Origin of the sequence: Streptococcus infantis (assembly GCF_047465185.1) — a bacterium.
Lineage (GTDB): Bacteria > Bacillota > Bacilli > Lactobacillales > Streptococcaceae > Streptococcus > Streptococcus infantis_O.
In genome coordinates, this window is record NZ_JASHAJ010000001.1 from 373289 (window position 1) to 385973 (window position 12685).

Consider the following 12685-nt stretch of genomic DNA (forward strand, 5'->3'; position numbering starts at 1 on the left):
CACGGATATACCTTCGGGATAAATATGTAAACGTTTTACACGTGTTGTTAGACTGTAAAATAGTCCAAACTATGGTATAATATATCTAGTTACTAATAGTGAAATGAGGCATTTTTTAATGCAAGATAAAAATCTAGTGAATGTCAATCTGACAAAGGAGATGAAGACTAGCTTTATCGACTACGCCATGAGTGTAATCGTATCGCGTGCTCTTCCTGATGTTCGTGATGGGTTGAAACCTGTTCATCGTCGTATTTTGTACGGAATGAATGAATTAGGAGTTACGCCTGATAAACCTCATAAGAAATCTGCCCGTATTACAGGGGACGTAATGGGTAAATACCACCCACACGGGGATTCATCTATCTATGAAGCTATGGTTCGTATGGCTCAATGGTGGAGCTACCGCTACATGCTTGTAGATGGGCACGGTAACTTTGGTTCTATGGACGGTGATGGCGCTGCCGCGCAACGTTATACCGAAGCACGTATGAGTAAGATTGCTCTTGAAATGCTTCGCGATATCAATAAAAATACCGTTGATTTTGTTGATAACTATGATGCCAACGAGCGTGAACCGGTTGTTTTACCAGCTCGTTTCCCAAATCTATTGGTCAATGGTGCCACAGGTATTGCCGTTGGTATGGCGACCAATATTCCACCTCATAATTTGGGTGAAACCATTGATGCTGTTAAACTCGTCATGGATAATCCTGAAGTTACAACCAAAGATTTGATGGAAGTTTTGCCTGGTCCAGACTTCCCAACTGGTGCCCTAGTTATGGGTAAATCAGGTATTCATAAGGCGTATGAGACTGGTAAGGGATCTATTGTTCTTCGTTCTCGTACGGAAATTGAAGAAACTAAAACGGGTCGCGAACGTATCGTTGTTACTGAATTTCCATATATGGTCAACAAAACCAAAGTACATGAACATATTGTGCGCTTAGTTCAGGAAAAACGTATCGAGGGAATTACTGCTGTTCGTGATGAATCTAACCGTGAAGGTGTTCGCTTTGTTATTGAAGTTAGACGCGACGCATCAGCTAATGTTATTTTGAACAACTTATTCAAGATGACTCAGATGCAGACTAGCTTTGGTTTTAACATGCTTGCTATCCAAAATGGTGTTCCAAAGATTTTATCGCTTCGCCAAATCTTGGATGCATACATTGAGCACCAAAAAGAAGTTGTGACTCGTCGTACTCAATTTGATAAAGAGAAAGCCGAAGCACGTGCACATATCTTGGAAGGTTTGCTGATTGCACTAGACCACATCGACGAAGTTATTCGTATTATCCGTGCCAGTGAAACTGATGAAGAGGCTCAAGCAGAATTGATGAGCAAGTTCAAGCTTTCTGAACGTCAAAGTCAAGCAATCCTAGACATGCGTCTCCGTCGTTTGACAGGTTTGGAACGTGATAAGATTCAGTCAGAGTATGACGAATTGATTGCTTTGATTTCTGATTTAACTGATATTCTTGCAAAACCAGAACGCGTAGCACAAATCATCAAAGAAGAATTGGATGAAGTCAAACGGAAGTTTGGAGATAAACGCCGTACTGAGTTGATGGTTGGTGAAGTCTTGACACTTGAAGATGAAGACTTGATTGAAGAGTCTGATGTTCTCATCACTTTATCAAATAAAGGTTACATTAAACGTTTGGACCAAGACGAGTTCACCGCTCAAAAACGTGGTGGACGTGGTGTTCAAGGTACTGGTGTTAAGGATGATGACTTTGTCAGGGAGTTGGTTTCTACCAGCACCCATGATCACTTGCTCTTCTTTACCAACAAAGGTCGTGCCTATCGTTTGAAAGGTTATGAAATCCCAGAATATGGTCGTACAGCCAAAGGTTTGCCTGTTGTTAACCTTTTGAAACTAGATGAAGGTGAAAGTATCCAAACCATTATTAACGTCGAATCAGAACGTAGTGATGATGCGTATCTCTTCTTTACTACAAGAGCTGGTATTGTTAAGAGAACTAGCGTCAAAGAATTTGCCAACATTCGTCAAAATGGTCTAAAAGCCTTGAATTTGAAAGATGGGGACGAATTGATTAATGTCCTTCTTACTCAAGAAGATACAGATATCATCATCGGAACTAAATTAGGTTATGCAGTTCGTTTCAATCAGTCTTCAGTTCGTAGTATGAGTCGTAGTGCTACTGGTGTTAAAGGGGTAAATCTTCGTGAAGGAGATGCTGTAGTTGGAGCTAGAGTGATTACAGACCAAGATGAAGTCCTTATTATCACCGAAAAAGGATACGGTAAACGTACAGTTGCCACAGAATATCCAACTAAAGGTCGTGCTGGTAAAGGTATGAAAACCGCTAAGATTACTGATAAAAATGGTCACCTTGCAGGCCTTCTCACAGTAAAAGGCGATGAAGACTTGATGGTTATCACAGATACCGGTGTCATGATTCGTACAAATGTTGCCAATATTTCTCAAACTGGACGTTCAACCATGGGAGTTAAGGTTATGCGTCTAGATGAGAACGCTAAGATTGTAACCTTTACAACAGTTGCGGCAGCTGAGAAAGAAGAAGTTGGGACAGAAAACGAAACAGAAAGTGAAGAATAATGTCTCAAAAAAGAATAAAAAGTAAAAAAAATAAGCGTAAGAATCTGCTGATTAATATTTTGGCTGGATTTCTAATCCTTTTGTCTCTAGCTTTGATTTTTAATTCGAAGATACGAGATGTAATTATGATTTGGAATACCAATAAATATCAAGTAAGTCAGGTTTCAAAAGAGGAAATTGAGGAAAATAAAACTGCTAGTGGAAATTTTGATTTTGACTCTGTAAAATCCTTATCTTCAGAGGCAGTACTTTCAGCTCAGTGGAATTCCCAACAACTTCCAGTGATTGGGGGTATTTCTATTCCAGAACTTGAAATGAATTTGCCTATTTTTAAGGGGCTGGATAATGTGAACCTGTTCTATGGTGCTGGAACCATGAAAGCTAATCAGGTTATGGGGCAGGGAAATTATTCATTGGCAAGTCACCGGATTTTTACTGGTAAAGATGCAGATCAGAAGCTATTTTCACCCTTAGCACGTGCTACTAATGGAATGTTCATTTATCTAACAGATAAAGAAAAAGTTTATAAATATGAAATAGTAGAAGTTAATAAGGTAACTCCAGATCGCATCGATGTTATTGAAGACAGAGAAGGGATTGACGAGCTGACTTTGGTAACCTGTGAAGATGCTAACGCTACAGAACGGATAATTGTTAAAGCAAATTTGAAGGAAGTTAAAGACTATTTAGAAGCTTCTCCAGAAATATTGCAATCATTTACTAAACCATATAAACAATTTTATGAATAGTAGAAAAGTTCGCTAGCGATAGCGAGCTTTTTCTTGTCAATTTCAGAAAATAGATAAGGTAAAGACTTTTCAATTTTTCTAAAAAGTAGTATAATGTTTCTATTATAGAAATTTTTAGAAAATTCCAAAAGAGGTTTGTTATGGGATATACAGTTGCTGTTGTTGGTGCTACAGGTGCCGTTGGTGCTCAAATGATCAAAATGTTGGAAGAATCAACTCTTCCAATTGATAAGATTCGCTACTTGGCGTCTGCACGTTCTGCGGGAAAAGTTTTGCAATTCAAAGGGCAAGATGTGACGATTGAAGAAACGACAGAAGATGCTTTTGAAGGCGTTGATATCGCACTTTTCTCAGCTGGTGGATCTACCTCTGCTAAATATGCACCATACGCTGTTAAAGCAGGAGCAGTAGTAGTAGATAACACTTCTTATTTCCGTCAAAACCAAGATGTACCTTTGGTTGTACCCGAGGTCAATGCACATGCGCTTGATACCCATAATGGAATCATCGCCTGCCCTAACTGTTCAACCATCCAAATGATGGTGGCTCTTGAACCCGTTCGTCAAAAATGGGGCTTGGACCGTATCATCGTTTCAACTTACCAGGCTGTTTCAGGAGCTGGTATGGGTGCTATTCTTGAAACCCAACGTGAACTTCGTGAAGTCTTGAATGACGGCGTAAATCCACGTGATTTGCATGCGGAAATCTTACCATCAGGTGGCGATAAGAAACACTATCCAATTGCTTTTAATGCTCTTCCTCAAATTGATGTCTTCACTGATAATGACTACACTTACGAAGAGATGAAGATGACTAAGGAAACTAAGAAAATCATGGAAGATGATAGCATTGCAGTTTCAGCAACATGTGTTCGTATTCCTGTTTTGTCAGCCCACTCTGAGTCAGTTTATATCGAAACAAAAGAAGTAGCACCAATCGAAGAAGTAAAAGCAGCCATTGCGGCCTTCCCAGGAGCTGTTCTAGAAGACGATGTTGCCCACCAAATTTACCCACAAGCTGTTAATGCTGTCGGTTCACGTGATACATTTGTTGGACGTATCCGTAAAGACTTGGATGCAGAAAAAGGGATCCATATGTGGGTAGTCTCTGATAACCTTCTTAAAGGTGCAGCATGGAACTCAGTACAAATTGCTGAGACTTTACATGAACGTGGCTTGGTTCGTCCAACTGCAGAATTAAAATTTGAATTGAAATAGGGAGCAAAACAGAAATCAGTAACTCGAAGAGTTTGATTTCGTAGTTTTGCCCCCGCACAGTTGATTAGGAAGTAGGAATGTTGTAAACATGAGTAGTTCCAATCAACCACTGCGTTACGATTCAGAAATCAGTAACTCGAAGAGTTTGATTTCACCTTAGCTATCTAACGAATCTACTTATTTTACTTACAGAACAGGAGGCAAAGGCAAGTATGCCCCAGCCTCTTTCTTATAGAGAAAGGTTTTCCAATGTCTTATCAAGATTTAAAAGATTGTAAAATTATTACGGCCTTTATTACTCCTTTTCATGAAGATGGCTCTATTAATTTTGATGCCATTCCAAAATTGATTGAACATTTATTGGCACATCATACAGACGGAATACTCTTGGCGGGTACGACAGCTGAAAGTCCGACTCTTACTCACGATGAGGAGTTACAGTTGTTTGCAGCTGTTCAGAAGGTTGTTAATGGACGTGTTCCCTTAATCGCTGGTGTTGGTACTAATGATACACGCGACTCTATTGAGTTCGTCAAAGAAGTGGCAGAATTTGGCGGTTTTGCAGCTGGTCTTGCTATTGTTCCTTACTATAATAAACCATCCCAAGAAGGTATGTACCAGCACTTTAAAGCTATTGCAGACGCTTCTGATTTACCAATTATTATCTATAATATTCCGGGTCGTGTAGTAGTTGAATTGACGCCTGAGACCTTGCTTCGCCTAGCAGAACATCCAAACATCATTGGTGTCAAAGAATGTACCAGTCTTGCGAATATGGCCTATTTGATTGAGCATAAACCAGAAGAATTCTTGGTATACACAGGTGAAGATGGAGATGCTTTCCATGCAATGAATTTGGGAGCAGATGGTGTTATCTCAGTTGCTTCTCATACTAATGGTGATGAAATGCATGAAATGTTCACTGCGATTGAAGAGAGTGATATGAAAAAAGCAGCAGCTATTCAGCGTAAATTTATTCCTAAAGTTAATGCTCTATTCTCTTACCCGAGTCCGGCACCTGTTAAGGCAGTACTCAACTATATGGGATTCGAAGCTGGGCCTACTCGTCTACCTTTGGTTCCTGCGCCTGAAGAAGATGCCAGACGCATTATCAAGGTTGTTATTGATGGGGACTACGAAGCCACTAAGGCGACAGTCACTGGAGTTCTTCGTCCTGATTACTAACATCATAAACATAGATAGAAACTTCCTAACAAGTAAAATTGTTGGGAGTTTTTTTATTTTTCTACGAATAAATAAAGAGAGAGAATGACAAGGAGTTAATCATGAAAATTAAGATTGATAATTTTGAGATTTATAAGTTAAAGCAAGCAGGCTTAAGCAATCAGCAGGTCCTAAAGGTACTCCAATATGGAGAAATTTACGATCAAGAATTAACCTTAGAAACCATAGCGGAAGCATCAGAGTGTCGTAATCCAGTCGTTTTTATGGAGCGGTATCATAAACTGACTTTTGAAAGCATGGAACGCCTGCAGAAAGATTTTGAAAAGTTCCCATCATTTTCGATTTTGGACGATGTTTATCCCATTTCACTCAGTGAAATTTATGATGCACCTGTATTGCTTTTTTACAAAGGAGATCTCAATCTTTTAAAACTACCCAAGATTGCCGTTGTTGGTAGTCGCTCTTGTAGCCAAACAGGAACAAAGTCAGTCCGTAAAGTCATTGAGGAACTGGAAAATGAATTAGTTGTGGTGAGTGGACTTGCTAGAGGAATTGATACAGCAGCCCATATGTCTATTCTACAAACTGGGGGCAAAACGATTGGAATTATTGGAACTGGTTTAGATGTCTATTATCCACGCTCCAATAAACGACTTCAAGAATATATTGGAGAACATCATTTGCTTCTAAGCGAGTACGGTCCAGGAGAAGAACCTTTGAAATACCACTTTCCTGCACGAAATCGTATTATTGCGGGCTTATGTAGAGGAGTCATCGTTGCAGAAGCTAAAATGAGATCAGGAAGCTTAATCACTTGTGAGCGAGCAATGGAAGAAGGAAGAGATGTTTTTGCAATTCCAGGTTCCATTTTAGATGGTCGTTCAGATGGTTGTCACCATTTGATCCAAGAAGGAGCGAAGTTAGCAACTTGTGGGCAAGATATTCTTGCTGAGTTTGAGTTTTAATGAATAATATGATTTCATTTATCAAACTTTTCTTCTATTATATGGGTGTTATGTCTTGACAGGTTTTTAAAAATGGTTTACACTTTATAAAGTTTATTACTTTGAAAAGGTGTGATACTGTGGTAACGGCAACCAAAAAGAAAAAATCAACAAGTAAAAAAAATCTTGTAATCGTGGAATCGCCTGCTAAGGCGAAGACGATTGAAAAATATCTGGGACGCAATTATAAGGTTTTGGCCAGCGTGGGACATATCCGTGATTTGAAAAAGTCAAGTATGTCAGTCGACGTGGAAAATAATTACGAACCGCAATATATCAATATTCGCGGGAAAGGTCCTCTCATCAATGATCTGAAAAAAGAAGCTAAGAAAGCCGATAAAGTCTTTCTTGCAAGTGACCCGGACCGAGAAGGGGAGGCTATTTCATGGCATTTAGCGCATATTTTAGATCTAGACGAGAATGATACCAACCGTGTTGTTTTCAATGAGATTACCAAAGATGCAGTTAAGAATGCCTTTAAAGAACCTCGTAAAATCAATATGGATTTGGTCGATGCCCAGCAAGCACGTCGTGTTTTGGACCGCTTGGTAGGTTATTCTATTTCACCAATTCTTTGGAAGAAGGTCAAGAAGGGATTATCAGCTGGGCGTGTTCAGTCTGTTGCTCTTAAGCTAATCATTGATCGCGAAAATGAAATCAATGCCTTCCAACCAGAAGAATATTGGACGATTGATGGTGTCTTTAAAAAAGGTGCTAAGCAATTCCAAGCTTCTTTTTATGGAATGAATGGCAAGAAGATGAAGTTGACTACCAATGATGAAGTCAAAAAAGTTTTATCTCATTTGAACAGCAAGGATTTTACAGTTGATCAAGTAGATAAAAAGGAAAGAAAGCGCAATGCTCCTCTTCCATATACAACGTCTTCTATGCAGATGGATGCTGCTAACAAGATTAACTTCCGTACTCGAAAGACGATGATGGTTGCTCAGCAACTCTATGAAGGAATCAATATTGGTACAGGTGTCCAAGGTTTGATCACCTATATGCGTACGGATTCTACTCGTATCAGTCCAGTTGCTCAGAATGAAGCCGCTAGCTATATCAATGAACGTTTTGGTAGTAAGTATTCTAAACATGGTAGCAAGGTGAAAAATGCCTCTGGCGCTCAAGACGCCCACGAAGCTATTCGTCCTTCAAGTGTCTTTAATACACCTGAGAAAATTGCTAAGTATTTGGATAAAGACCAGCTAAAACTTTATACACTTATTTGGAACCGCTTTGTAGCGAGTCAAATGACTGGTGCAATTTTTGATACCATGGCTGTGAAACTGTCACAAAATGGTGTTCAATTCGCGGCGAATGGTAGTCAGGTTAAGTTTGATGGTTATTTAGCCATTTACAACGATTCTGATAAAAATAAGATGCTGCCTGATATGAAAGTAGGAGATGTGGTCAAACAGGTCAACAGCAAACCTGAACAGCATTTCACACAACCGCCTGCACGATATTCAGAAGCAACACTGATTAAAACTTTAGAAGAAAACGGAGTTGGACGTCCATCTACTTATGCTCCAACCATTGAAACAATCCAAAAACGTTACTATGTAAGACTTGCTTCTAAACGCTTTGAACCAACTGATCTAGGTCAAGTTGTTAACAAGCTGATTGTCGAATACTTCCCTGACATTGTAAATGTGAAATTTACCGCTGAAATGGAAGGTAAACTGGACGATGTTGAGGTCGGAAAAGAAGAGTGGCAACGGGTTATTGATGAATTTTACAAACCATTCTCTAAAGAGGTTGCAAAAGCTGAAGCAGAGATGGAAAAAATTCAAATCAAGGATGAGCCAGCTGGATTTGACTGTGAAGTTTGTGGCAGTCCTATGGTGATTAAGATTGGACGCTTCGGTAAGTTTTACGCATGTAGTAATTTTCCAGATTGTCGACATACGCAAGCTATTGTCAAAGAAGTCGGTGTTACATGTCCAAATTGTCATCAAGGGCAAATCATCGAACGCAAAACCAAACGTAATCGTATTTTCTATGGATGCAATCGTTATCCAGAATGTGAGTTTACCTCTTGGGATAAACCTGTTGGACGTGATTGTCCTAAATGTGGGCACTTCCTCATGGAGAAAAAAATCCGTGGTGGTGGGAAACAGATCGTATGTAGCAACGGTGACTACGAAGAAGAAAAGATTAAATAAAAATAATTAGGGCTGAAATGATAATTTCAGCTCTTTTTAATTTAAACTTGACAGATTTCATCTTTTTATGCTTAACTAGAAGAAGATTATTCTTACTTAGGAGTAGATATGCGCATCATTTATCTTAGCATTGGATTCATTTCATTAGCTTTGGCTATCGTTGGAGTTGCTTTGCCACTATTACCGACAACACCCTTTCTCTTGTTGTCTATTGCTTGTTTTTCAAAATCTTCTAAGCGGTTTGAAGATTGGCTCTATCATACCAAGCTCTATCAAACTTATGTTGCCGATTATAGAGAAACCAAGTCCATTGCGCGTGAACGGAAGAAGAAGATTATCGTATCGATTTATATTTTGATGGGAATTTCCATTTATTTCGCACCTCTTTTACCAGTAAAAATTGCTTTAGGATGTTTAACAATATTTATAACCTATTATCTCTTTAAGGTCATACCAGATAAAGAATAATTTTAAAAAGGTTTGATTTCCCTTGATAAAAAACAGAGGTTACTAAGAATAATATGATATAATAATATTAAAGAAACCTTCAAGGAGTATCAAATGATTTACGAATTTTGTGCTGAAAATGTGACCTTGCTTGAAAAAGCTATGCAGGCAGGAGCTCGCCGTATTGAACTCTGTGATAATTTAGCAGTTGGTGGAACTACACCAAGCTACGGAGTAACCAAGGCAGCCGTTGAACTTGCATCAAACTACGATACGACTATCATGACGATGATTCGTCCACGTGGTGGTGACTTTGTTTATAATGAACTAGAGATTTCTATTATGCTTGAGGATATTCGTCTAACTGCTCAAGCAGGTAGCCAAGGGGTTGTCTTTGGTGTCTTAACAGCAGATAAGAAATTGGATAAGGCTAACCTTGAAAAGTTGATTGCTGCATCTAAAGGTATGGAGATTGTCTTCCATATGGCTTTTGACGACTTAAGTGACCAAGATCAACTAGAAGCTATTGATTGGCTCAGCCAGGCTGGCGTAACACGTATCCTGACTCGAGCTGGTGTATCTGGCGACTCTTTAGAGAAACGCTTTGCTCACTATCATAGAATTCTAGAACACGCTGCAGGAAAAATTGAAATTTTACCTGGTGGGGGGATTGACATGGACAACCGTCAAACCTTTATCGACCAACTGGGAGTGACACAATTACATGGAACTAAGGTTGTCTTTTAAAAAATAGAAAGGAACTGCTAGCTTTTGGTAGCAGTTTTCGCTTATGTTTGAAATTTTTAAGGCCTATCAGTTTAATAGTAAAAAGGCTAAAGAGTATGGATTTATAGAAAATCAAGGTGTATGGACCTTTAGCTCGACCATTTTACAGGGTGACTTTCTTATGATAGTTACAGTTGAAGATGGAGTCTTAGCTCTTCAAGTTTATGACCAAGAAACTGATGACCTCTATCCTCAAGTTCATATGGAAAGTATGAGAGGTACTTTTGTCGGAAGCGTTCGAGAGGCTTGTTTAGCAGTTCTTTATGGCATTCGAAAGGCTTGTTTTGAGGTACAGGAATTTCTCTGTCCGCAGACCAAGAGAATCATGGCGCTTGTTCAAGAAAAGTATGGCAATCAGCTGGAATATCTATGGGAGAAATCACCTGATACGGCGGTTTTGCGCCATGAAGATAATCAGAAATGGTATGCTATTTTAATGAGAATTCCTTGGGATAGGCTAGATAAGGGGAGAGAAGGGCTAGTCGAAGCAGTCAATCTCAAACATGACCAAGTTGCCGACTTGCTTTCACAAAAGGGAATTTACCCAGCTTTTCATATGAATAAGCGCTATTGGATAAGTCTTCCACTTGATGATACTCTAACTGACGAAAAGGTGCTTGAATTATTTGATAGAAGTTACTTTTTGACTTCTAAGAAATGAAGGTAGCTAATTGATTTTTCAAATACGTTCAATTCGCAAAATATTCTTTATTGAAGAAATTTTCAGAAAATATTGAATTTTTTCTTGACAAGTAATTTTTCCTATGCTAGAATACTAAACAAGACATCAAACAAAGGAGAAAGCCAAACATGAAAACAGCTAAGTTTAATCAATTTGCTTTGTTGTTGAGGTACTCGGACTAGTGCAATAGCATTAGTCCTGTTTGGCTTACCAAGCGGGAGTAAATCAACATCTCGCTTGGAACTCCGAGCGAGATGTTTTTTCTATATCGAAAATGTGAAGGGAGAATTCTCATGCGTGTAGTTGAGTTTTTAGATACCAGTCTCCGAGATGGTGAGCAGACACCAGGTGTCAATTTTTCAATAAAGGAAAAGGTTGCTATAGCTAGACAACTGGAAAAATGGGGAATTTCGGCAATTGAAGCTGGTTTTCCAGCAGCTAGTCCAGACTCATTCACAGCTGTTCAAGAGATTGCCAAAGCCATGAAAACAACAGCAGTTACAGGGTTAGCTCGTTCTGTTAAATCTGATATTGATGCTTGTTATGAAGCACTGAAGGAAGCAAAGTATCCACAAATCCATGTTTTTATCGCTACTAGTCCTATTCATCGTCAATTTAAGTTGAATAAAAGCAAAGAGGAAATATTGGAAGCTATTAAAGAGCATGTTTCCTATGCACGTAGTAAATTTGAAGTGGTAGAATTCTCTCCTGAAGATGCGACTAGAACTGAGCTGGATTTCCTCTTACAAGTCGTTCAAACAGCGGTAGACGCAGGTGCGACTTATATCAATATTCCTGACACGGTTGGTTTTACCACACCAGAGGAATATGGAAGTATCTTTAAATATCTGATTGACAATGTTAAAACTGATCGTCAGATAATCTATTCCCCTCACTGTCACGATGACCTTGGAATGGCAGTGGCTAATAGCCTTGCAGCTGTTAAGAATGGGGCAGGACGTGTTGAAGGCACCATTAACGGAATCGGAGAAAGAGCTGGGAATGCTGCTTTAGAAGAAATAGCAGTGGCTCTCAACATTCGCCAAGATTATTATCAATCAGAGACAAGTATTGTTCTAAACGAAACGATTAATACGTCCGAAATGGTCTCTCGCTTCTCAGGAATTCCAGTTCCAAAAAATAAGGCAGTTGTCGGTGGAAATGCCTTCTCTCACGAATCAGGTATTCACCAAGATGGTGTTCTTAAAAATCCTCTCACTTATGAAATCATCACACCTGAACTGGTGGGTGTCAAGAGCAACAGTCTTCCGCTTGGGAAATTGTCTGGTCGCCATGCTTTTGTAGAAAAACTGAGGGATTTGGCCCTAGATTTTACAGACGAGGACATCAAACCACTTTTTGCTAAGTTCAAGGCCTTAGCAGATAAGAAGCAAGAAATCACAGATGCTGATATTCGAGCTCTGGTAGCTGGCACCATGGTTGAAAATCCAGAGGGTTTCCACTTTGATGATCTACAACTCCAAACTCATGTGGAAAATGACATTGAAGCGACTATTAGCTTGGCTAATTTGGATGGTGAAAAGGTTGAATTTAATGCAACAGGACAAGGTTCGGTTGAGGCCGTATTTAACGCTATCGACAAATTCTTTAATCAATCTGTTCGCTTGGTATCCTACACGATTGATGCAGTAACAGACGGGATTGATGCTCAGGCACGTGTTTTAGTTACTGTTGAAAACAGAGATACTGAAACTATCTTTAACGCAGCCGGACTTGATTTTGATGTGTTGAAGGCTTCAGCTATTGCTTATATAAATGCCAATACTTTTGTTCAAAAAGAGAATACTGGCGAGATCGGCCCAAATCTTTCCTACCGTGACATGCCTAGTGTTTAAAGGA

Annotated in this window: 10 protein-coding genes; all 10 read left to right on the top strand. The window is 39.3% G+C overall.

The features are described from left to right. Positions 1-118: 118 nt before the first annotated feature. The 10 genes from gyrA (at position 119) to QM382_RS01950 (ending at position 12681) form a co-directional block, all read left to right on the top strand. Positions 119-2587 (top strand): DNA gyrase subunit A, encoded by a 2469-nt coding sequence (gene gyrA / locus QM382_RS01905; RefSeq protein ID WP_414272248.1) that lies wholly within the window; start codon positions 119-121, stop codon positions 2585-2587. Further along, positions 2587-3336: a class A sortase gene (locus tag QM382_RS01910; RefSeq protein WP_049496509.1), complete on the top strand. Its 750-nt coding sequence runs from the start codon at positions 2587-2589 to the stop codon at positions 3334-3336. Before gyrA ends, QM382_RS01910 begins: the two co-directional genes overlap by 1 nt. Before the next feature lie 140 nt (positions 3337-3476). After that, a complete protein-coding gene (locus QM382_RS01915) occupies positions 3477-4553 on the top strand; it encodes an aspartate-semialdehyde dehydrogenase (RefSeq protein WP_414272249.1) in 1077 nt (358 codons plus the stop codon). A gap of 249 nt (positions 4554-4802) precedes the next feature. Continuing rightward, positions 4803-5738, top strand: a complete 936-nt coding sequence (gene dapA, locus QM382_RS01920) for a 4-hydroxy-tetrahydrodipicolinate synthase (protein ID WP_414272250.1) — start codon at positions 4803-4805, stop codon at positions 5736-5738. A gap of 107 nt (positions 5739-5845) precedes the next feature. Further along, positions 5846-6703 (top strand): DNA-processing protein DprA, encoded by an 858-nt coding sequence (dprA, locus tag QM382_RS01925; RefSeq protein WP_414272458.1) that lies wholly within the window; start codon positions 5846-5848, stop codon positions 6701-6703. Positions 6704-6822: 119 nt separating this feature from the next. After that, a complete protein-coding gene (gene topA / locus QM382_RS01930; RefSeq protein WP_414272251.1) occupies positions 6823-8910 on the top strand; it encodes a type I DNA topoisomerase in 2088 nt (695 codons plus the stop codon). A gap of 108 nt (positions 8911-9018) precedes the next feature. Then, on the top strand, positions 9019-9378 hold the full coding sequence (locus QM382_RS01935; protein WP_414272252.1) for a YbaN family protein: 360 nt from the start codon (positions 9019-9021) through the stop codon (positions 9376-9378). 93 nt (positions 9379-9471) lie between these two features. After that, entirely contained in the window at positions 9472-10104 is a 633-nt protein-coding gene (locus QM382_RS01940; protein ID WP_414272253.1) for a copper homeostasis protein CutC, read from the top strand. Positions 10105-10147: 43 nt separating this feature from the next. Then, complete coding sequence (locus QM382_RS01945) at positions 10148-10804, top strand: MmcQ/YjbR family DNA-binding protein (RefSeq protein WP_414272254.1); 657 nt, start codon at positions 10148-10150, stop codon at positions 10802-10804. Positions 10805-11118: 314 nt separating this feature from the next. Beyond that, positions 11119-12681 carry a 2-isopropylmalate synthase gene (locus QM382_RS01950; RefSeq protein ID WP_414272255.1) on the top strand — a complete coding sequence of 521 codons (1563 nt, stop codon included), beginning with the start codon at positions 11119-11121 and terminating at the stop codon, positions 12679-12681. Positions 12682-12685: the final 4 nt, after the last annotated feature.